The organism is Streptomyces piniterrae, assembly GCF_005048155.1.
Classification (GTDB): domain Bacteria; phylum Actinomycetota; class Actinomycetes; order Streptomycetales; family Streptomycetaceae; genus Streptomyces; species Streptomyces piniterrae.
This window is the reverse complement of record NZ_SUMB01000016.1, coordinates 14,762-35,951: the sequence shown is the minus strand read 5'-3', so window position 1 is coordinate 35,951 and position 21,190 is coordinate 14,762. Positions and strand designations below refer to the sequence as shown.

15 protein-coding genes and 1 pseudogene are annotated in these 21,190 nt (G+C 72.7%); 7 read left to right on the top strand and 9 right to left on the bottom strand.

Features of this window, described 5'->3' with window-relative positions:
* Positions 1 to 47: 47 nt before the first annotated feature.
* Positions 48 to 1,094 (top strand): glycosyltransferase family 2 protein, encoded by a 1,047-nt coding sequence (locus FCH28_RS34220; protein ID WP_136744125.1) that lies wholly within the window; start codon positions 48 to 50, stop codon positions 1,092 to 1,094.
* A gap of 10 nt (positions 1,095 to 1,104) precedes the next feature.
* Here the strand turns inward: FCH28_RS34220 and FCH28_RS39570 are convergent.
* The 6 genes and pseudogenes from FCH28_RS39570 to FCH28_RS34190 all read right to left on the bottom strand — a co-directional run.
* Positions 1,105 to 1,359 (bottom strand): annotated as a pseudogene (locus FCH28_RS39570) (aldo/keto reductase); the annotation flags it as partial.
* Positions 1,272 to 1,796: a MerR family transcriptional regulator gene (locus FCH28_RS39565; RefSeq protein WP_136744296.1), complete on the bottom strand. Its 525-nt coding sequence runs from the start codon at positions 1,794 to 1,796 to the stop codon at positions 1,272 to 1,274. The pseudogene FCH28_RS39570 and the gene FCH28_RS39565, both read right to left, overlap by 88 nt.
* Positions 1,763 to 3,463 carry an LCP family protein gene (locus tag FCH28_RS34205; protein WP_136744124.1) on the bottom strand — a complete coding sequence of 567 codons (1,701 nt, stop codon included), beginning with the start codon at positions 3,461 to 3,463 and terminating at the stop codon, positions 1,763 to 1,765. The genes FCH28_RS39565 and FCH28_RS34205 overlap by 34 nt, the downstream gene beginning before the upstream one ends.
* 92 nt (positions 3,464 to 3,555) lie before the next feature.
* Positions 3,556 to 5,343 (bottom strand): LCP family protein, encoded by a 1,788-nt coding sequence (locus tag FCH28_RS34200; protein ID WP_136744123.1) that lies wholly within the window; start codon positions 5,341 to 5,343, stop codon positions 3,556 to 3,558.
* 239 nt (positions 5,344 to 5,582) lie between these two features.
* Complete coding sequence (locus FCH28_RS34195) at positions 5,583 to 6,773, bottom strand: LCP family protein (RefSeq protein ID WP_425472060.1); 1,191 nt, start codon at positions 6,771 to 6,773, stop codon at positions 5,583 to 5,585.
* 233 nt (positions 6,774 to 7,006) lie between these two features.
* A complete protein-coding gene (locus FCH28_RS34190) occupies positions 7,007 to 7,771 on the bottom strand; it encodes a TIGR03089 family protein (RefSeq protein ID WP_136744122.1) in 765 nt (254 codons plus the stop codon).
* Between the two features lie 135 nt (positions 7,772 to 7,906).
* On the opposite strand from FCH28_RS34190, the gene FCH28_RS34185 reads away from it, so the two are divergent.
* The 3 genes from FCH28_RS34185 (at position 7,907) to FCH28_RS34175 (ending at position 11,555) form a co-directional block, all read left to right on the top strand.
* Positions 7,907 to 9,172, top strand: coding sequence for a peptidoglycan recognition protein family protein (locus FCH28_RS34185; protein WP_136744292.1), 1,266 nt, complete (start codon positions 7,907 to 7,909; stop codon positions 9,170 to 9,172).
* A 324-nt stretch (positions 9,173 to 9,496) separates the two neighbouring features.
* Positions 9,497 to 10,579: a mannose-1-phosphate guanylyltransferase gene (gene manB / locus FCH28_RS34180; RefSeq protein ID WP_136744121.1), complete on the top strand. Its 1,083-nt coding sequence runs from the start codon at positions 9,497 to 9,499 to the stop codon at positions 10,577 to 10,579.
* Between the two features lie 70 nt (positions 10,580 to 10,649).
* Complete coding sequence (locus FCH28_RS34175) at positions 10,650 to 11,555, top strand: DNA-3-methyladenine glycosylase family protein (RefSeq protein ID WP_136744120.1); 906 nt, start codon at positions 10,650 to 10,652, stop codon at positions 11,553 to 11,555.
* A gap of 15 nt (positions 11,556 to 11,570) precedes the next feature.
* Here FCH28_RS34175 and FCH28_RS34170 read toward each other — a convergent pair whose 3' ends face one another.
* From FCH28_RS34170 to FCH28_RS34160, 3 genes are read right to left on the bottom strand one after another with little or no spacing between them, the layout of a single operon-like run.
* The gene (locus tag FCH28_RS34170; RefSeq protein WP_136744119.1) at positions 11,571 to 12,908 is read right to left on the bottom strand and encodes a coenzyme F420-0:L-glutamate ligase; all 1,338 of its coding nucleotides are present in this window, start codon (positions 12,906 to 12,908) and stop codon (positions 11,571 to 11,573) included.
* The gene (gene cofD / locus FCH28_RS34165) at positions 12,905 to 13,861 is read right to left on the bottom strand and encodes a 2-phospho-L-lactate transferase (protein WP_136744118.1); all 957 of its coding nucleotides are present in this window, start codon (positions 13,859 to 13,861) and stop codon (positions 12,905 to 12,907) included. The genes FCH28_RS34170 and cofD overlap by 4 nt, the downstream gene beginning before the upstream one ends.
* Before the next feature lie 27 nt (positions 13,862 to 13,888).
* Positions 13,889 to 14,422, bottom strand: a complete 534-nt coding sequence (locus tag FCH28_RS34160; RefSeq protein WP_136744117.1) for a cysteine dioxygenase — start codon at positions 14,420 to 14,422, stop codon at positions 13,889 to 13,891.
* A 706-nt stretch (positions 14,423 to 15,128) separates the two neighbouring features.
* Between FCH28_RS34160 and FCH28_RS34155 the strand changes: the two genes are divergently transcribed.
* The 3 genes from FCH28_RS34155 (at position 15,129) to FCH28_RS34145 (ending at position 21,173) form a co-directional block, all read left to right on the top strand.
* A complete protein-coding gene (locus tag FCH28_RS34155; RefSeq protein WP_136744116.1) occupies positions 15,129 to 15,392 on the top strand; it encodes a WhiB family transcriptional regulator in 264 nt (87 codons plus the stop codon).
* Positions 15,393 to 15,729: 337 nt separating this feature from the next.
* Positions 15,730 to 19,572, top strand: coding sequence for a glycosyltransferase family 2 protein (locus FCH28_RS34150; RefSeq protein WP_136744115.1), 3,843 nt, complete (start codon positions 15,730 to 15,732; stop codon positions 19,570 to 19,572).
* Entirely contained in the window at positions 19,569 to 21,173 is a 1,605-nt protein-coding gene (locus tag FCH28_RS34145) for a DUF5719 family protein (protein WP_136744114.1), read from the top strand. The genes FCH28_RS34150 and FCH28_RS34145 overlap by 4 nt, the downstream gene beginning before the upstream one ends.
* The last annotated feature ends 17 nt before the right edge of the window (positions 21,174 to 21,190 follow it).

The following is a 21,190-nucleotide window of genomic DNA, read 5'->3' as shown; positions in this document are numbered from 1 at the left end:
GCGCTGCCGCCGATGGCGGCCGCCGCGGGCCGTACCCCCGAGGAACCATGCCCCAGCAGCAGCCCCCGGCCGTCTCCGTGATCATGCCGGTGCTCAATGAGGAACGTCACCTGCGCAATGCGGTCCGGCACATCCTGGAGCAGGAGTACGCCGGCGAGATGGAGGTGGTGATCGCCCTCGGCCCGTCCACGGACCGTACGGACGAGATCGCCGCCGAGCTGGTCGCCGAGACCGCGTCGGACGCCCGTGCCCGGGTGCAGACCGTGCCGAACCCGACCGGCCGCACCCCCGCCGCGCTGAACGCCGCGATCAAGGCGTCCCGCCATCCGATCGTGGTGCGCGTCGACGGCCACGGCATGCTCTCGCCGAACTACATCGCCACCGCCGTCCGGCTCCTGGAGGAGACCGGCGCGCAGAACGTCGGCGGCATCATGCACGCCGAGGGCGAGAACGCCTGGGAGGACGCCGTCGCCGCCGCGATGACCTCGAAGATCGGCGTGGGCAACGCGGCCTTCCACACCGGCGGCGCCGCGGGCCCCGCCGAGACCGTCTACCTGGGGGTCTTCCGCCGCGAGGCGCTGGAGCAGCAGGGCGGCTACAACGAGGAGTTCATCCGCGCCCAGGACTGGGAGCTGAACTTCCGGATCCGCGAGGCCGGCGGCCAGATCTGGTTCTCCCCGGAGCTGAAGGTCCAGTACCGGCCCCGGCCGAGCATCAAGGCCCTGGCCAAGCAGTACAAGGACTACGGCAAGTGGCGGCACGTCGTCGCCCGCTACCACTCCGGCTCGATCAACCTGCGCTATCTCGCGCCGCCGACCGCGGTGTGCGCGATCGCCGCCGGCGTGGTCGTCGCCGCGGCCCTCACCCCGTGGGGCTTCGTCGTCCCGGCCGGCTACCTGGCGGCCATCGCCGCGGGTTCGGTGCCGGCCGGCAAGGGCCTGTCGCTGAAGGCGCGCGCCCAGATCCCGGTGGCCCTGGCGACCATGCACATGTCGTGGGGCGTCGGCTTCCTGACCAGCCCGCGCTCGCTCGCCAAGAAGGTCATCGCCAGCCGCCGGCCGGCAGTACAGACGCAGCCGGCCGAGGCCGAGTAGGGACCTGGGCTTCCCGCGCCGCGGAGGTGAGGGACATGTCCGGGTAGCGGTCGCCCGCCACCCGGCCGGCGATCGGCTCCAGCAGCGCGAGCTCCTCGGAGGTCAGCGCGATCCGGGTGGCCCCGGCGTTTTCCAGCAGGCGGCTGCGCTTCCGAGTCCCGGGGATCGGCACGACGGTCATGCCGTGTGCCCGGGCGCGGTGCTGCACCCAGGCCAGGGCGATCTGCGCCGTGGTGGCGCCATGGTCGGCTGCGATCTTGTGCAGGCGAGGGTGTCCTGCAGCTCCGCGAGGCGCGCGACGACGTCGCGTCGGGCCTGTTGCAGAATCTCCCGCCGTTCGTCGAAGGTGACCTCGCCCCCGCGGACCAGCTCCGCGAAGCGGACCATGTCGGCGACCGGCATCCCGGTCAGCCGCAACTTGCGCACAAAGGCGGGCCAGTCCAGGTCCCTGTTGCCGAAGCGGCGCCGGCCGGTGTGGGAGCGCTCCACGTCCGGCATCGGACCTATCTGCTCGTACCAGCGCAGGGTGTGCGCCCTGAGCCCGGTGAACGCCGCGACCTCGCTGATCGTGCAGCGGTCCTGGCCGTCGGGTCGCGGCTCCTCCGGGCGGCGTCCAGTGGGCCGGCACCTCGGCCGCGCCCACGTCCGCCGTCCCGAACGCCGTACGACTAGAAGGTGTACTGCGGATTCACCTTCATGCAGGCCTTCTTGTCCTCGCCGTTGAGCGCGTCCGCGCTCTCCGGCGCCTTGTCGGCGGCCTTGTCGTCGCCCGTCTTCTCCGGGTACACCGACCCCTCGCGCCAGTCGTTGCCGACCACCAGCCGCATCCCGGTGGCCGAACTGGACTCCCTGACCGCGCCCTTGGGCAGGCCCAGCGCCTTGGCGAGCGCCAGCGCGTCGCCCCGCTGCGCCTTGTCCTTGTAGGTGATCGTGGTGTCGGCCTGTGTGGTGAGGCCGGAGTCGGTGCCGGCCGCCGTGTAGCCGAGCGCGGCCAGCCGCTGCTGGACGACGCCCGCCCGGCCGGAGACCGGTCCCGAGACGGAGCTGTTGGTGCCGTTCTGGACCACAACTTCCAGGGCGCCCTTGGCAGTTGACGGCTTCGGGTCGGGCGCCGGCTTCTTCTTGGCGTCCTTGCCGTCCAGCGCGACGTCGTTGCGCAGCAGCGCGAACGTCTGCTCCGCTTCGCCGGGCTTGGGGACGACATACCCGCCGCCGGGCCCGTACTGCCACGGCATGGTGACCATCGTGATGCGCTTGGTCGGCACCCGGGAGAGGTCGCCGCCCAGGTCGTAGAGCTTCTTGACGGTGTCCAGGCTCTCGTCGACGGTCAGCGCGTTGGTCGCGGCCTCGGCCAGATCGTTCAGCTCTCCCGGGTTGGTGAGCTTGGCGTCCTTCTTCAGCTGGCGGACCATGGAGTTCATGTACATGTGCTGGGCCTTGGCCCGGCCGATGTCGGTGTTGTCCTCGAAGCCGTAGCGGGTGCGCAGCCACTGGAGGGCCTGGACGCCCTTGACGGAGTGGGTGCCCTTCGTCAGCTTCAGCCCGCTGCCGTGGCCCTGGCTGTCGTGCGAGTAGACGTTGCGGTCGACGCACACGGGGACGCCGCCGATGGCGTCCGCCATCTCCACGACGCCGCCGAAGTCGACCATCATGAAGTGGTCGATGTAGATGCCGGTCAGCTCCTGCCAGGTGGCGAGCGTGCAGCCCGGACCGCCGTGCTGGAGCGACTGGTTGATGGCCGCGGTGGTCTGCGGATAGACCGTGCCGTCCTTGGGGTCGGTGCACTTGGGTATCGGCACCCGGGTGTCGCGCGGGATGGATATCACCGACATGTTGCTGCGGTCGGCGGAGACGTGCAGCAGCATCTGGACATCGGCCAGCGGCTTGCGGTCGGCGTCCTGCCGGGCGCCGCCGAGCTTGATGTTCTCCTTGTTGTTCCGGCCGTCCGACCCCAGCAGCAGGATGTTCAGCGGGGTCTGCCCGAACGCGTTGGGATCGGGCTTCTTCAGACCGCCGCCGCCCAGGGACCGCGGGGCCTTGCGGAGGTTGGCGTTGAGGTGCTCGTAGTAGAGATAGCCGGCGGCCGCCCCGCCGACCAGCACCAGGCCGACACCCAGGGCGGTCCAGCGCAGCGCCTTGCGGCCTTTGCCGCCTTTGCCGCGGCGTGCCCGCTTCCCCTTGCGGCGGCCGCCCCCGTCGGACGGGGGGTCCCCCGCGTCGGCCGGGACGCTGCCGTCCTCCGGCGGCTCCCAGCCCGGCGCGTCCGGCGGCAGGCCGGCCTCCTCGTACGGGCTGTCCTCCCAGCCCAGTTGCCGCGCGCCCCCCTGGCGCCCACGTGATCGGTCACCACGCACACTGCTCTGCCGCATTCGGCCTCTCCCCGTTGTCAGTTCTGTGGTGCGCTCGGCGCCCTGGCGGGCGGCCGGATCTCACTCTGTTCACTTGGCCCGGACGACTTTGTTCACTTGGCGCAGAGGTTCTTGTCGTCCGCGTTGACGTTCTGCACTCCGTCCGGCGTCTCCGTCGGCGCCTCGACCGGGGTGCCCGGTGCCGTGAAGTCCTTGCCGAGAACGAGCTTCATCGGTACGCGGTCGCCCGCGTCCTGCGCCGACTTCTTCAGCGCGCTCTTCGGCAGGCCCATCCACTCCGCCAGCGTGGCGGCCTGGTCGGCCTGGTTCGGCGCGTACTCCAGGCGGGTGGTGGCCACCTTCGAGGGGGCGTTGCCGGCGTTGGTGGAGAGCCTGGCGCCCTTGGTGTTCTGCAACCAGTCCACGGTCTCCTGCGCCGCGCCGATCGGCCCGCCGCCGTTGCTGACGTCGACCCGGACGAGCTCCGCCGGGGCCTTCTTGACCGGCGCGCTCTTCTTGCCCTTCTTCTTGCTCTTGGCCAGGGTGTGGTCCGCCTGCACCATCCGGAACAGCGGGTCCGCGGCGGTCTTGTTCAGTATGACGGTGGCCGGGTCGTCGGGGTTGTCCAGCACCGGCACGGTGGCGAAGGTGACCTTGTCGATGTCGACCCGCTTGAGGTCGGTGCCGAAGTCCAGCAGCTTCTTCGCGGTGCCGATGCCGGTGTCGACGGTGAGCGCCTTCGTCGCCGCCTGGCTGACGTCGTAGAGCTTGCCGGGGCTGGAGAACGCGTCGGACTTCAGCTTGCGGATCAGCGAGCTGAGGAACTGCTGCTGCATCTTGATCCGGTCCAGGTCGCTGCCGAATCCGATGGCGTGCCGGGTGCGGACGAAGGCCAGCGCCTGCTCGCCCTTGACGACATGGCGGCCCGCCGACAGCTTCAGGTGCGACTTGGGGTCGTTGATCGGCTTGGCCGCGCAGACCTCGACGCCGTCCACAGCTTCGGACAGATCCTTGACCGCGTTGAAGTCGGCCATCATGAAGTGCGTGATATCCAGGCCGGTCAGCTTCTCGACGGTGCGCCAGGTGCAGCCGGGGTCGCGGCCCGCCTGGCCGAGGCTGGTGTTGAAGCGGACGTTCTTTTCGCCGGGAATGTTTTTCGTCGAGCCGTCCGGCTGCTTCGTCGGACAGTTCGGGATATCGGTGATCAGGTCGCGCGGAATGCTCAGCGCCGTCGCATTCGACCTGTCCTTGGACACATGCATCAGGATCGTGGTGTCCGCGTGCCCGACGCTGCCGGCGTCGCCATAGCCCTGGTTGCCCTTACCGGAGCGGGCGTCCGTGCCGATGATGAGGAGATTGACCGGGCCGTCGGTGACCGCCTCGTTCTCCACGCCGACGTCGACCTTGTCGATATTGCCGTCCAGCTGCGCGTAGAGGTAGTACGCGCCACCGGCGGCGGCCACGAGGACGAAGCCCAGCACACCGGCCGTCCAGTACAGGGCCTTCTTCTTCCCGGACTTCTTCGGCTTGCGCTTGCGGCGGCTCGCCGGGCCCGCCGCGGACGCCATCGCCGAGCGTTCCGCGGCCCGTCGCTCCGCCCGGCCGCCGGTGGGGCGCTCGCCCGCGCCGGCACCTGCCGCGGTGCCCTCGCGCCGGCGACCGCCCTGAGTGGGCAGCGGACGGGTGTCGGTGTCGCCACCCGAGCCCGGACCGGCCGCGCGACCGCCACCCGGATTCCGCTGGGCGCGTCTGGAGCCGGGCACGGTGCGGGGAGAGGGCCGGGCAGCCGCTTGACCGGCAGGGTCAAGCCGCAGCTCGTAGTTTCCGGTGTCCGGATCGAACACCCACTGATCGGCGGGATCGACGTTGTCGCCCGCCCGCCCACGGCCTTGCGCGTCCACGGTGCCTTGAGTCCTCCGTCGGTGCCACGCGGCGCCATCCCCTCAAGGCGCTCGGTCGGTCGATTGTGCGCTACATGGTTAACACGGTCACAGGTAACGGCCAGCTGGTCGTGCGGACCGGACCGCTCACACTATCCGCCCAGTTCAGCGTGGAGCGACGCCCGTGACAAATTCCACTTCCCTACAACTGGGCAATCCGCCCAATCCATTCGAGTCGCCGAGCGTACTTTGCGTGGTCTTTATTCGCAGATCCCGCGTTCCGCGGTGGTTCCCGGAAAGGTCGGGTCGGAACCTTCGGACGGCGGTCGCGACCTGGCGGCTTTGCCGTCCGAAGAAGGCGTGGTGACGTCACGGGCATCCTTCGCGGGGCCCACCTTCACCGGAAGATCCCTGCGCAGCTGCCCGAAAAGCCGCTCCGCCGCGGGCTGCACCAGCTCATCACGACTGGCGTCGTAGCGGTACTCCGTGCGCGGCACGGTCAGGAACTGGATCCGTCCGGTCGGAATGCCGCGCATGCTGCGGACCAATTCGTAGAGACCGGTCAGCGAAGCCAGATCCTCGTCCGTGGTGAGCGAACTCGTCGCGGCATCCAACAGCGGATACATCCGCGTCGGATTGAGGAGCACACCATTGCTTTTCACTTTCTTCACGAGAGCGCCCAGGAACTCCTGTTGCCGTTCCATACGCTGGGTGTCGCTTCCGTTGCCCAGGCTCTTCCGGGCCCGTACGTAGCCCAGCGCGGCCTCCCCGTGCAGCGTCTGGCGTCCCGGGGGCAGCACGAGATGCGCCGCCGGGTCGTTGATGGCCCGGGGCAGGCACACCTCGACGCCGTTCACCGCGTCCACCATCTTCTTGAAGCCGACGAAGTCGATGATCATGTGGTGGGTGATCCGGATGCCTGTCATCCGCTCGACGGTACGGATCGTGCAGGCGGCGCCGGCGAACTGGAACGCCCAGTTGAACTGCACCGTCTGCGTGTCGATCTCCTTGCCGTCGGAGCGCTTGCAGTGCGGCGCCTGCACCATCAGGTCACGCGGAATGCTGACCGCGGTGGCGCTCTTCCGGTTCGCCGCCAGGTGCAGCAGGATCGTGGTGTCCGAGCGCTGGGTGCCGCTGTCCGCGCCGTACTCCCCGTTGCCGTCGCCACGGGTGTCGGAGCCGATCAGCAGGATGTTCTCGACGTTCGGCGGGCCCGGGTCGGGCCGCTCCGCCTCGTATCTCTCCAGCTCGTTCTGGGTGTCGCTGTCGCTGCGGATATTGCCGATGAGCCTGGTGTAGAGCGCCCAGCCGGTCCCGGCCGCGAGCAGCACCAGCGCCGCCACGCCGAGCGCCGCCCAGCGCATCCAGCGGCGCCGGGAGCCGGGCGGGCGCAGGCCGCCGGACGTCCGCCGCCCCGCGGGGCGCTCGGCCCAGCCGCCGAATCTGGTCACCTGTGCGTCCCTCCCTCACGGAATCGGCGGCGCACCCGTACGCGGGGCCCGGGTACGAACAGGAGACGGGCGGACCCGGCGCCTGGTGATAGGCAGTACCCAAGATCATGGACCGAAATGGGCGGACCGGCCCGCTTCGACGGGAATCCGGTCCGCCGGACGGGGGAGTGACACGGCGGAGACGGGGGAGCGCGGCCCCGGGGCCTGTCCGACGGGGCAGGGGCGGAACGGTCCTAGGCGGACGGGCCCGGCGCCCCGAACGTGATCTTCTCGCTGGTCTCGCGGGCGGCCGCCCGGTCCGCCGCCAGCTGCTCCGGATGGCGGCAGAGCACCACCGAGCCGCCCGTCGCCAGCGGCGCGTACAGCCCGTACGACAGGCCCTGCCAGGTGTCGTACGGCAGGCTCGACAGGATGCGCGGCGCCTCCGGCATGCCGGCCGCGGCGGCGTCGGCCAGGGCGCGCGCCCCGATCCCGGCACCGGTCAGCTCCTCGCCGCCGACGGCCAGCGCCGGGGCGCCGGGGTCCACCGGAGCGAACGGGGCGAACCGGTCGCCCTGGCTCGGCACCTCGACGGCGTAGTCCGCGAAGCCCGCCGGCGGCTGCGGGAAGCGGCCGCCCAGCGGCCGCAGCGCCAGCGCCACCCGCTCACCGGAACAGCCGCGCGCCGCCTCCAGCGTGTCCGGGCCGCTGACGACGAGGTCAGCGCCGGCCGGATCGCCGCCGACGTCCGCGACCACGCCGACCGACGAACAGGCCAGCAGCCAGACGGCGGTCTGCCAGTGCGCGGGCAGCAGCAGCGCGAGCCGGTCGCCGGGCTCGGCGGCCAGATCGCCCTGGAGATAGTTGGCGGTCTTCGCCACCCAATTGGCGAAGGTGGCGACGGACAGTTCCACGCGCTCACCGGTGGCGTCGTCGTAGAAGGTCACCAGCGGGCGGGCCGGGTCCGCGGCGAGCGCGGAACGCAGCAGGTCGGCGGGGGTGCGATCGGTGGCGTTCATCGCGGCCAGGGTACGCGCGGCGGCCTTTGACGGATGGTCGGGCCCGGGAAACGGGCCACCGGTTCGGCCGATGCCCCGTCAGATCACCGATGGCGGGTTCCGGCCGGCCGTCCGACGATGCTGTCCATGCTGTCCATGCGCTCCCTTCTTGTGACGTGCCTCGGTGTCGCGTGCGCCGCCGCGCTGGCCCCGGGCCTCGCACCGACGGCGGCCGGTGCGCGCACCGGCGTACCCCGCACCGCCGGCCACTCCCCGGCCGCGTCCGAACCGCCGGGCAGCACCCAGTCGCTGCCGATCGCCGCGGACCCGGGCCCGACCGCCCGGCGCGCCCTCGGCGACACCTCCCCCGCGCCCGGCAGCCGGGGCCTGACCGCGCACCCGGTGCGGCCGTTCTCCCTCGTCGGCGTCGTCTGGGACGACGCCGACGCCGAGCTGCACGGGCGCATCCAGGTCCGCACCCGGCCCACCGGCACCGCGGCCTGGTCCCCCTGGCAGGACGTACAGCCGCACCACGACGACGCCCCCGACCTGGACGCCGCCGACCGCTACGGCACCCGCGTACGGGGCAGCACCGCACCCCTGTGGGTCGGCGAGTCCGACGCCGTCCAGCTGCGCATCACCCCCGCCCCAGGCCGCCGGGCCCGCGGCGACCTGCCGCGCGGACTGCGGCTGGAACTCGTCGACCCCGGCGCGGCCCCGCCGGCCCCGGCGGCCGCGGCCGAACTCCCGGCGCTCGACAAGGCCGCGTCCGAGGAGGCCGTCGCCAAGGACCCGGAGCGCACCGCCGCCCACCGGTACGTCGGACCGCGCCCGCGGATCGTCACCCGGGCCGGCTGGGGCGCCGACGAAAGCCTCCGCCGCGGCGACCACCGCTACACCGACACCGTGCGCGCCGCCTTCGTCCACCACAGCGCCTCCGGCAACAACTACACCTGCGCACAGGCGCCTTCGGTGATCCGCGCCATCTACCGGTACGACGTCCAGAGCACCCACTGGCGGGACATGGGCTACAACTTCCTCGTCGACAAATGCGGCACGGTCTACGAAGGCCGCGCCGGCGGCGTCACCGAACCGGTCCTCGGCGCGCACACCCGCGGCTTCAACGAGAACAGCATGGGCGTCGCCGTCCTCGGCACCTTCGCCACCACCGAGCCGCCGAGGGCCGCGGTGCGCGGCGTCGCCCGGCTGACGGCCTGGAAGCTCGGGCTGTACGGCGCCGATCCGCGCGGCACGACCCGACTGACGTCGGCCGGCGGCAACCGCTTCGAGCAGGGCCGCGAGGCCGGACTGAACGTCATCTCCGGCCACCGGGACGGCTTCCACACCCACTGCCCCGGCACCCGCCTCTACGAAAAACTCGGCCAGATCCGCGACTTCGCCGCCCAGCTCCAGGGCCGCTGAGCCGCCCCGGCGCCGGTCGCGGGGGGCCCGGTCGCCGCACCGCCACCGCGGCGTTCACCCCAGCGCCACCCCGCCGATCACTGAACCTTTCCCGCGCCTCCTGCGTCCTACCGGCCACGGGTGCTCCCACCCGTGGGCGCCGGACGCGTACCGCCGGGTAAGGACCGGGGAACCGTCTGCCTACACTGGTCCGCCGACCGGCGCCGGCCCCGGCAGGAAGCAGAAGGACAACGTGAGCGTCGCACGCGCAGCCGCCGGGCCGCGGGCGACGACGATGCCAGCACCGCTGCGCTGCGCGGGCGGAGAAGCGAACAGAAGGCGACAGTGACAGAAGCGATCCTCCTGGTCGGCGGCAAGGGCACCAGGCTGCGCCCGCTGACGGTGCACACGCCCAAGCCGATGGTCCCGGCGGCCGGCGTGCCGTTCCTCACCCACCAGCTGGCTCGCGCCCGGGCCGCAGGCATCGAGCACATCGTTCTCGCCACCTCCTACCTCGCCGAGGTCTTCGAGCCGTACTTCGGCGACGGCTCGGCTCTCGGACTGCACCTGGAGTACGTCACCGAGGAGGAGCCGCTCGGCACCGGCGGCGCCATCCGCAACGTCGCCGCCCGGCTGCACTCCGCCCCCGGCGACCCGGTCCTGATCTTCAACGGCGACATCCTCACCGGCCTCGACATCCCGGCCCTCGTCGACACCCACCGCACCTCCGGCGCCGATGTCTCCCTGCACCTCACCCGGGTCGAGGACCCGCGCGCCTTCGGCCTGGTGCCCACCGACGACACCGGCCGGGTCACCGCGTTCCTGGAGAAGCCGCAGACCCCCGAGGAGATCGTCACCGACCAGGTCAACGCGGGCGCCTATGTCTTCAACCGGTCGGTCATCGACACCATCCCGGCCGGCCGCCCGGTCTCCGTCGAACGGGAGACCTTCCCCGGACTGCTGGCCGACGGCGCCCACCTCCAGGGCATGGTCGACTCCACCTACTGGCTCGACCTCGGCACCCCGCAGGCCTTTGTCCGCGGCTCCGCCGACCTGGTCCTGGGCCGTGCCCCGTCTCCCGCCGTGCCCGGCCGCCGCGGCGACCGGCTGGTCCTGGAGACCGCCGAGGTCGCCCCGGACGCCAAGCTCACCGGCGGCACGGTCGTCGGCCGCGGCGCCGTCGTCGGCGCCGGCGCGCGCATCGACGGCAGCGCCGTCCTCGACGGCGCGGTGATCGAACCGGGCGCCCGGATCCGCGACTCACTGATCGGCGCCGGGGCCCGCATCGGCGCCCGTACGGTCCTGGACGGCGCGGTCATCGGCGACGGCGCCCGGATCGGCGCCGACAACGAACTGCGCGACGGCATCCGCATCTGGTGCGGCGCCGGAATCCCGGACGGCGCGGTCCGCTTCTCGTCCGACCAGTAGGAACCGCCGACCCGACAGGACCCCGGCCGACGCCCCACCCGCTGTCACACCCATCGCCTAATCTGGCCGCATGCCCGCCCGCACCTGGGTTCCGCCCGGCCCCTACGACCTGCACCGCACTCTGTGCGTGCTCCAGCGCGGGCCCGGCGATCCGGCGTTCGCGGTGCGCGGCGGCGCCGTGTGGCGGGCCTGCCGCACCCCCCAGGGGCCCGGCACGCTCCGCGTCGCGGCCCGCCCGGCGGACGGCAGCGTCGAGGCCGAGGCCTGGGGCCCCGGCGCCGACTGGCTGCTGGCGGGGCTGCCCGACCTGCTGGGGGAGTCCGACGACCCGACGGCGCTGACCGCCCGGCACCGCCTGGTGCACGAGGCGCGCCGCCGCCACCCCGGCGTACGGCTCGCCAGGACCGGCCTGGTCCTGGAGTCGCTGATCCCCTCGGTCCTGGAGCAGAAGGTCACCAGCGACGAGGCGTACCGCGCCTGGCGGCTGCTGCTGCAACGGCACGGCGAGCCCGCCCCCGGCCCGTGGGAGCGGCTGCGGGTGATGCCCGACCCCCGCGGCTGGGCGCTGATCCCGTCCTGGGAGTGGCACCGCGCGGGCGTCGACGCCAAGCGCTCGTCCGCGATCCTGCGTGCCGTACGCGCCGCCCGCCGGATGGAGGAGGCCGCGCAGATGGACCTCGCCGACGCGACCCGCCGGCTGACGGCCATCCCGGGCATCGGCCCGTGGACGGCCGCCGAGACGCTGCAGCGCACCCTCGGTGCCCCGGACGCGATCACCGTCGGCGATCTGCACCTGCCGAAGATCATCGGCTATGCCCTCACCGGCCGCCGCGGCACCACCGACGAGGAGATGCTCGAACTCCTCGCCCCCTACGAGGGCCAGCGGCACCGCGCGGCCCGCCTGATCCTGCTCTCGGGACACACCCCGCCGCGCCGCGCCCCGCGCTTCCCGGTGGGGAACATCGCCCGGCTGTAGGGCGCGTCCGACAGGTCAGCGCACCACGACGAAGTCCGCCCCGTCCCGGTCGGGGCGTTCCCGCGGCGGAGCCGCCGGATGCCCCACGGCCACCGCGCCCATCGGATCCCACTCGTCCGGCAGCCCCAGGACCTCCCGGACGACCTCCCGGCAGAACATCGTCGACGACACCCAGGCCGAACCCAGTCGCTCACCGGCCAGCGCGACCAGGAAGTTCTGGATGCCCGCCCCGCCCGCGACCACGAACATCTCCCGCTCGGCGGCGTTGCGCCGCGCGTCCGGGTAGCTGTGCGAGCCGTCCATGACCAGACACGGCACCGCCAGATACGGCGCCCGGCGCAGCACATCGCCGCGCCGTACCCGCTTGGCGACGGACTCCTCGCCGAAGCCGTCGCCGCGCAGATCCGCGATCCAGGCGTCCCGCATCGCGTCCAGCAGCCGGGTCCGCGACTCCTCGGACTCCAGCAGGACGAACCGCCATGGCGTGGTGTGGTGCGGGGCCGGCGCGGTCACCGCCGCGGCCACCGCCCGGCGCACCGCGTCGCCGTCCACCGGCTGATCCGTGAACTCCCGGACGGTGCGCCGCAGCGTCACCGCCTCCCGTACCGCCTCGGAGGTCCCCAGCCGGAACATGTCGTCGGCCGCGTCGCGCACCAGCGCCCGCGCCCCGGCACCGTCGCCCTCCTCGCCGTCCGTGACGACCTGGGGGAGCCCGCGCACCACCGCGACCGGCAGCGCGTCGGCCTTGCCCTTCACCAGGTCGCCGGCGGCGGCCAGTTCGTCGGCGGTGGCCACCACCGTCGCGCTGAGCGGATTGCCGTACGCGTCGACACCGCCGCGCAGGTCGTCCAGCACCCGCACACCGGCCGCGCCGATGGCGACATCGGTCAGTCCGGCGCGCCAGGGCCGCCCGAACGTGTCGCTGATGACGACGCCGACGTCGACGCCGAGCGCCTCGCGCAGGCCCGCCCGGATGGCGCGGGCCGACGCGTCCGGGTCCTCGGGCAGCAACAGCACCGTTCCCGAAGGGGTGTTGGAGGCGTCGACGCCGGCCGCGGCCATCACCAGGCCCTGCCGGGTCTGCACGATCCGCAGCGCACCGCGGCGCGCCACGACCCGCACCGTCTCCTGGTCTATCGCCGCCTCGCGGTCGGTGGCCTCGACCACCCGGCCCTCCGCCTTGCTGACGATCTTCGAGGTGACCAACAGGACATCGCCGTCGGCGAGTCCGGGGAGCCCGTCGCCGGTCGCCGCGGTGGCGATCAGCTTGACGAGGTCGTCGCCGGGCCGCACCTCGGGGATCCCCGGCAGCGCCCACACCCGGTACCCGGGCACCTCGGCAGTACCGGTCACGCCCGTACCTCCTCGGCCAGCGCCAGCGCCTCGCGGACCATCGCGGCGGTGGCGTCCACATCCGTCATCATCAGCGGTACGGCGCGGCAGCGGATCCCGGCCGCCTCGACCTCGGCGACCGCCGCCTCGTCCACGGAGTCGACCAGCCAGCCGTCCAGCAGCCCGGAACCGTAGTGCTGGGCGACCGCGGCGGCCGTGGACTCCACGCCCACCGCCGCCAGCACCTTGTCGGCCATGCCGCGCACGGGGGCGTCCCCGACGATCGGCGACAGACCGACCACCGGCACCCCGGCGTCCGCGATCGCCTCGCGGATGCCCGGCACCGCCAGGATCGTGCCGATGCTCACCACGGGGTTGGACGGCGGGAAGAGCACCACATCCGCCTCGGCGATGGCCTCCAGCACACCGGGCGCCGGCTTGGCCTGGTCGGCGCCGACCGGCACCACCGCGTGCGCGGGCACCGAGGCCCGCAGCCGCACCCAGTACTCCTGGAAGTGGATCGCCCTGCGCTCGCCCTCGTCGTCGACGGCCACATGGGTCTCGACCCGGTCGTCGGACATCGGCAGCAGCCGTACGCCGGGCTTCCAGCGGGCGCACAGCGCCTCGGTGACGGCGCTCAGCGGGTAGCCGGCGCTCAGCATCTGGGTGCGCACGATGTGCGTCGCAAAGTCCCGGTCGCCCAGCCCGAACCAGTCGGGGCCCACTCCGTAGGCGGCCAACTCCTCCTTCACCCGGAAGGTTTCGTCGGTACGGCCCCAGCCCTGCTCCTCATTGATGCCGCCGCCGAGCGTGTACATCACGGTGTCGAGGTCGGGACACACCTTCAGCCCGAACAGATGGATGTCGTCACCGGTGTTGCCGATCACGGTGACATCCGCGTCCGGAGCCGCTGCCTTCAGTCCCCGCAGGAAGCGGGCGCCGCCGATACCGCCGGCCAGAACCACAATGCGCATGGGGCACAGTCTGGCAGGGGTGGGGGCTCAGGAGGTCGCGAGTTCCTCGGCGGGCGTCGCGTATCGGCCGCTGTACATCGGCATCTCGGTCAGACCGGGGAAGTAGACGTGCAGGCTGACGGCGGGTGTCAGGGCGTCGTTGACGATCTCGTGGACGTATCCGGGGGCGAAGACCCGCTCGGCTCCGGCCCGCAGCGTCCGGGGCCCGGCGGCGGTGTGTTCGGTCAACTCGCCTTCCAGGACGGTCAGTACGCCGGAGGAGGGCCCGTGGTCGTGGCGGCCGGTGCCCTGTCCCGGCACCCAGCTCAGCAGCCACACCTCGTAGCCGATTGGGGCCTCCCCTGCTCGAGCGGAGCCGAGAGCTTGGGGAACGGTAAGCAGCCGGTGGTACCAGCGGGTGGTGGTGTCGTACCGGACGAGGGGGGCCCAGGAGTCGCGGTCCGCTGCGATCCGGCGTGCCAGGCCCGCGAAGCCGGCGACGGTGGTCGGGTGGGCGGGGACGGGCGGCAGCAGGTGGGGGATGGCGAGCGGGTCGCCGCCGATCTGGACGTCGCTGTTCATGTGCTTCGGGTTCCTCGGCGAAAGAGCTGGGGTGACGCGAACGGGGTGCGGCACGGCGCCGGCTTGTCCCTGTGGGGGGCGCGGCGCGGAAGTCGCGGAGCAGGGGCGCTGCGGGGTGGTGCGAGCGAAGAAAGCTGGAGCTCAGTGGCTTCAACAGCTGGAACAGCGACAGCGGGACTGCGCAGCGCAAAGCGACCCGTAAGCACGGGTCAGTCGGGGCGCGGGAGTCACTGGCATGCGACCAAGGAGACCGGGTTCACCGTGAGATGTCAACTTCATGTCTGTTGTGCGGCAAATCATTCACCTCATCCGGTTACTCCGTCCGGCGAAAGGTTTGTGCACTCGTTGTCAGGGAGAGGTCGCCCGTCAACCGCGGTTTCCGGATGCCGTTGCGGTCTTGTGATCTCTCTGTGATCTTCCCCGCTTCGGTGTGCGGGGGTGCAACGCGAATGCCGTCTGTGCGCGTCTCCGGTGATGAACGGAAACGCCGGGAGAGTCCAGGGAGTGCAGCCGGGGATGTGTCCTGGTTTTGGATGATTTGAACACTTTCCGCATACGCTTGGTTCCGCAGAGTGAATAAGAGGCCCAATAGCAGATCTCGGCTTGACTGGCCCGGATCAGCACACTTGTAATTTCACTCGTGTCGTTCAGCCGTTTTCGATCACGGCGAGATCACGGGGACGTATAAGACAGACGAGGGGCGCACATGACCGAGCTGTTCCAGGAATTGCTGGTCGAGGAGGCGGAGGAGGAGCTCGGCTGGCAGGAGCGCGCACTGTGCGCGCAAACCGACCCCGAGTCCTTCTTCCCGGAGAAGGGTGGCTCCACTCGCGAGGCCAAGAAGGTCTGCCTCGCCTGCGAAGTCCGCTCCGAGTGCCTTGAATACGCCCTCGCCAACGACGAGCGCTTCGGTATCTGGGGCGGCCTGTCGGAACGCGAGCGGCGCCGGCTGAAGAAGGCCGCCGTCTGAAAATGACCCGGCAGCCGGCCCGACCGGCGGCGCGCGGCCCAGCGGGCCGTACCGCCGCACCGCCCCAACTCCACCTTCCTATATCCGCCCATATCGAACTCTCCGCCTCCAGCGCACCACTCGCCGGAGGCGGCCTGCTGTGTACGGACCAGGCCGACGCACCGGCGCGAACCATTAGTGTGGGGCCGCGTCCGAGATGCGCCAACGCCCCCACGGGCCGCACGCGTCCGCCGGACTCACCCGCCTAGCAGTCCGTCGCAGTGTCTTCCGGGGGCGGGGGCCTGGAGCGACTTCGCCGCGGGCCCCGAACTCCCGGGTCCGGAGGGCCCGTACCTCGATGTCCGTGCACAGCCAGTCGGCGGCCCAGACCGCCTCATACGCAGCCGCCACCCCAGAGTTCCCCCGGCATGTCGTCACCGCCGTGATCGTCTCGCACGACGGCGCCCGCTGGCTGCCCGACGCGCTCGCCGGGCTGCTCGGCCAGGAGCGCCCGGTGCAGAACGTCGTCGGTGCCGACACCGGCAGCGCGGACGACTCCGCCCGGCTCCTCGCCGAGGCCATCGGGGACCAACGGGTGCTGCATCTCGCCCGCCGCTCCGGATTCGGCACCGCCGTCGACGAATGCGTCCGCACGGCCCCCCTGCTGACCCCGGACGACCTGCCCTATCTGAAGCGGCCCAGCGGCTGGGACCCGGTCAGCCGCACCTGGCGCGACGAGGCCTACGACATGCCGGAACTCCCCCACGGGGAGCCGGTCCAGTGGCTGTGGCTGCTGCACGACGACTGCGCGCCCGAGCCGGACGCGCTCGCCGAGCTGCTGCGGGTCGCCGACGCCAGCCCCTCCACCGTCATCGTCGGCGCCAAGCTGCGCAGCTGGTACGACCGCCGCCAGCTGCTGGAGGCGGGCGTCAGCATCGCGCGCAGCGGCCGCCGTTGGACAGGCCTGGACCGCCGCGAACAGGACCAGGGACAGCACGACCAGATCCGTCCCGTATTGTCCGTTTCGAGTGCCGGCATGCTCATCCGCCGCGACATCTACGAGGAGTTGGGCGGCTTCGACCGCCGGCTGCCGCTGATGCGCGACGACGTCGACCTGTGCTGGCGCGCCCAGGCCGCCGGCCACCAGGTGCTCATCGCACCGGACGCCATCCTGCGGCACGCCGAGGCATCCGCCCGCGAACGCCGCCCCATCGACTGCGTCGGCCGCTCCGTCGCCAACCCGCACCGGGTCGACAAGGCCGGCGCCGTATACACCCTGCTCGCCAACACCCGCGGCGCGCTGCTCCCGTACGTCCTGCTCCGGCTGCTGCTCGGCACCCTGCTGCGGGTCATCGCCTACCTCGTCGGCAAGGTCCCCGGACAGGCCCTGGACGAACTCGCCGGGCTCTTCGGCACCCTGCTGCGGCCCGGCAAGATCTTCGCCGCCCGCAAACGCAGAGGCCGCCCCGCGGTGGAGGCGAGCGAGCTGCGGCCGCTGTTCCCGCCGCCCGGCGCGACCGTACGCGCCACCGTCGAACAGGTCGCGGGCAACCTCGGCGGGCGCGCCGCACCGGACGTGGCATCGGCAGGACGGCACGGCGCCGTGGAGTCAGGACCCGGCGGTGACGACGCCGACTTCCTGGAGATCGAGCAGTTCGCCCGGCTCAAGCGGATCGCCCGCAAACCCGGCCCGGTCCTCTTCCTCGTCCTGCTGCTGGTCTCCCTGATCGCCTGCCGCGGACTGCTCGGCACCGGCGCGCTGACCGGCGGCGCCATGCTGCCGGCCCCCGCGGACGTATCCGACCTGTGGTCCTCGTATCTCGACAGCTGGCACGCCGTCGGCGTCGGCGACACCGCCGCCGCGCCCCCCTACGTGGCGATCCTCGCCCTGGTCTCCAGCCTCTTCTTCGGCAGCACCGGCTTCACCGTCACCCTGCTGCTGGTCTGCTCCGTCCCGCTGGCCGGACTCACCGCCTACTTCGCCTCCCGCCCGCTGGTCGCCTCCCGGCTGCTGCGGGCCTGGGGCAGCATCGCGTACGCGTTCCTGCCCGCGACCGCCGGCGCGCTCGCCGGCGGCCGGCTGGGCACCACCGTCCTCGCCATCCTGCTGCCCCTGATGGCGCGCGCCGCCATCGCCGCCAGCGGACTGCGCCTGCCGATCGGCGTCCGCCCCAGCTGGCGCGCCGCCTGGGCGTACGCGCTTCTGGTCACCTTCACCATGGCGCTCACCCCCGTCGTCTGGCCGATCGCCGTGCTGCTGGGCGTCGGCCTGCTGGTGCTGCGCGCCATGGACGGCAGCCGCGACCTGCTCCTCGCGTACGTACTGCGCTTCCTGGCCGTGGCCGTCGCCCCGGTCGTCGTGCTCGCCCCCTGGTCGCTGTCGCTGCTCACCCACCCCGGACGGTTCTTCCAGGAGGCCGGGCTCGACTACGGCGCCGGCTCCGCCTCCGTACTCGACCTGATCGGGCTCAGCCCCGGCGGCCCCAAGGGCGTCGGCGGAGTGCTGCTGATCGGCATCGTGCTGGCCGCGCTCGCCGCGACCCTGCGCGACGAACGGCAGACCGCGATCCGTACCGCCTGGGCGGTCGCGGTGGCCGGCCTGCTGGTCGCCGCGCTCGGCAACGCCTCCGGCTGGACCGGGCCCGCGATGCTCGTCTACAGCCTGGCGCTGCTGTGCGCCGCGGTGATCGGCGCCGAGGGCATCCGCACCCGCATGGCCACCATGGGCTTCGGCTGGAAGCAGCCGGTCGCCGTGCTGATCGCGCTGGCCTCCGTGCTCGCCCCGCTCTACGCCGCGGCCAGCTGGATGATCACCGGCGCGGCCGGCCCCCTGGAGCGGCGCGACCCGGTGCAGGTCCCGGCGTTCGTCGCCGAGGAGTCCGGCTCCTCCGACCGGGCCCGCACCCTGGTCCTGGGCGGTAAGCCGGGACACGTCGACTACACCCTCGTCCGCGGCTCCGGCGCCCGCCTCGGCGACGCCGACCTGGCCGTCCAAGCCGGCGGGAACGCGCGGCTCGACGACATCGTCGCCCACCTCGTCGCCGGCTCCGGCGCCGACCAGAGCAACCAGCTCGGCGGCTACGCGGTGCGCTACATCCTGGTGCGCGAGGGAGCGCCGCGCGAGATGGGCCGGGTGCTGGACTCCACCCCCGGTCTGACCCGGCGCAGCCAGGACAACGGCAACGCCCTGTGGCAGGTGGACCGGCGGGTCTCGCGGGTCTCGATCGTCGCCGGCGAGGCGAAGGACGGCACCCGGGCCGGCGAGTCGGCCGCGCCGATCGCCGTGCCCGCCGAGCCCGTCGAGGTGCACACCAAGGTGCCCGACGGCGACACCGGCCGGGTCCTGCGCATCGCGGACGCCGCCGACGAGGGCTGGCACGCCACCCTCGACGGCACCCCCCTCAAGCCCGTCACCCTCGACGGCTGGGCGCAGGGCTTCCAGCTCCCCGCGGGCGGCGGCCGCCTCGACCTCACCCACGAGAACCCGCTCAGCCACAACCTCTGGCTCTGGGCGCAGGGCCTGCTCGCCGTCGTCCTGGTCGTGATGGCCCTGCCGGGCCGCCGCCGGGAGATCGACGATGACCTCCCCGAGGACGCGGCGGCCGCCACGGCCGCCGCCGCACAGGCCGCCGAGGCCGCCGGCGAGGGCCGCCGGGCACGCCGCCTGCGGGCCGCCGCCGAGGCCGCCGGCGAGACACCGGACCCGGGCATCCCGGCCGCGCGCCAGGAGACCGCGGGCGTGCCCGCCGCCGACCCCATGACCGGGGCGATCCCCGGCCAGGACGCCGCCCAGGGCGCCGATCCGTACGCCGCGGTGCCCCAGCAGCAGTCGTACGAGCAGTGGCAGACCGCCCAGCAGGACCAGCCCGTCCAGCAGCCGGGCCACCCCGGGGAAGGGCAGCCCTACCAGCCCGCCGACCCGTACCAGGCCCAGCCGCACACCTACGGGCAGCAGCCCCACCCGCAGTCGGACCCCTACCAGGCCGACCCCTACGCGGCGGATCCCTACCAGGCGGGCCAGTACGACCCCTACGGGTACGGCCAGCAGCCCGGCTACGACGGCCAGCAGCCCGGCTACGACGGGCAGCAGCCGGGATACGACGGCCAGCAGCAGCCCCAGCCCTACGACGACGGCACCGTGTACCCGGGGTACTCCGGCTCCTTCCCCGAGCCGCGCCGTGACGGGAGCGACCAGCAGTGAAGCGCACCATGATGTCCCTGACCGGCGCGGCCGTCGCGCTCGCCGCCGTCACCGGTGTCGCCGCCCTCGCGGCCCCGGGCGGCGAAGCACAGGACGCCGCCGGCGCCGGCACCCGGATGCCCGTCCAGCGCTCCGCGCTGCTCTGCCCGGCCCCGACGTCCTCGGAGGTCGGCGAGACGACGTACACCGCCTTCGCCCCCAAGGGCGCGGTCGCCGGCGCGGCCAAGAAGGGCACCGCCCAGCTGCTCCCCGCGAGCACCCTCAAGGACACCGGCGACACGGACGACAAGGGCGACAAGGGGAACGGCAAGGGCAAGGACGGCAAGGACAAGAAGTCCGGGAACGCCGAGGCCGCCGCTGACGACGCCGCCAGCCAGGTCGTCCCGCCGCGCGACAACAAGCCCGTCGTGCCCCTCCAGGGGGCCGGGAAGCCCGTCACCGCCACGGCCGGCGGCTCCGGCGCCCCCGCACTCGTCGGCACCGCCGACGGCGCCCTGGCGCCCGGCTGGACCGTCCAGCAGACCACCTCCGTCGCCGCCGGCACCGGCCGCGGACTGCTCGGCCTGACCTGCGCCGCGCCCGACACCACCTTCTGGTTCCCCGGCGTCAGCACCGACCGGGACCGCCAGGACTACGTCCACCTGACCAACCCCGACTCGACCCAGGCCGTTGTCGACCTCGAACTGCACGGCAAGGACGGCCCGTTGGAGGCGCCGGCCGGCGAGAACATCGCCGTACCCCCGCACACCACGGTCCCGGTCCTGCTCTCCACCCTCATCGGCACCCCGACCACCAATGTGGCGCTGCATGTCAGCGCCCGGGAGGGCCGGGTCGGCGCCTCGGTCCAGGCCGCCGATGCCAAGCTCGGCAGCGACTGGCTGCCGGCCTCCGCCGATCCGTCGCCGAGCGTGCTGCTGCCCGGCATCCCGGCCGACGCCACCTCGGTCCGGCTGGTTGCCGTCGCTCCCGGCGAATCGGACGCCGACCTGAACGTGCGGCTGGCCACCCCCACCGGTCTCATCACCCCCGCCGGCCTGGAAACACTGCACGTCAAGAGCGGTATGACCACGGCCGTCGACCTCAAGGACATCACCAAGGGCGAGGCCGGCTCACTGGTGCTGACGCCCGCCGACGGCTCCAAGGCCCCGGTGGCGGCCGCGCTGCGGGTCACCCGCGGCAAGGGCGACAAGCAGGAGATGGCGTTCATCCCCGCCAGCCGCCCGGTCGAGACCCGCGCCACGGCCGCCGACAACCGCGCCAAGGGCAGCACCCTCTCGCTGGTCGCCCCCGAGAAGGGCAAGGACGCCAAGGTCAAGGTCACCGCGTCCGCCGGCAGCGGCGGCGGCACCCCGGTCACCAAGACGTACACGGTCAAGGGCGGCACCACGATGGCCGTCGAACCCCCGCGCCCCGAGGGCCTCAAAGGCTCCTACGCGCTGACCGTCGAGCCGCAGCAGGGCAGCGGCCCGGTCTACGCGGCCCGCATGCTGGCACTGCCGCAGGGCGGCATCCCGGCCTTCACCGTCCAGCCGCTGCCCGACGACCGCGGCTCCGTGGTCGTCCCGACGGCGGGACAGGACCTGTCGCTGCTCACGGGCTGAGGACAACCACGGCCGAC

Bases quoted from the DNA above. Each gene is read 5' to 3' on its own strand.
- FCH28_RS34220 (WP_136744125.1), top strand. From the start codon at position 48: ATGCCCCAGCAGCAGCCCCCGGCCGTCTCCGTGATCATGCCGGTGCTC.
- FCH28_RS34155 (WP_136744116.1), top strand. From the start codon at position 15,129: ATGACCGAGCTGTTCCAGGAATTGCTGGTCGAGGAGGCGGAGGAGGAG.
- cofD (WP_136744118.1), bottom strand. From the start codon at position 13,861: ATGCGCATTGTGGTTCTGGCCGGCGGTATCGGCGGCGCCCGCTTCCTG.
- FCH28_RS34205 (WP_136744124.1), bottom strand. From the start codon at position 3,463: ATGCGGCAGAGCAGTGTGCGTGGTGACCGATCACGTGGGCGCCAGGGG.
- FCH28_RS34175 (WP_136744120.1), top strand. From the start codon at position 10,650: ATGCCCGCCCGCACCTGGGTTCCGCCCGGCCCCTACGACCTGCACCGC.
- FCH28_RS34160 (WP_136744117.1), bottom strand. From the start codon at position 14,422: ATGAACAGCGACGTCCAGATCGGCGGCGACCCGCTCGCCATCCCCCAC.
- FCH28_RS34185 (WP_136744292.1), top strand. From the start codon at position 7,907: ATGCGCTCCCTTCTTGTGACGTGCCTCGGTGTCGCGTGCGCCGCCGCG.
- FCH28_RS34150 (WP_136744115.1), top strand. From the start codon at position 15,730: ATGTCCGTGCACAGCCAGTCGGCGGCCCAGACCGCCTCATACGCAGCC.
- FCH28_RS34190 (WP_136744122.1), bottom strand. From the start codon at position 7,771: ATGAACGCCACCGATCGCACCCCCGCCGACCTGCTGCGTTCCGCGCTC.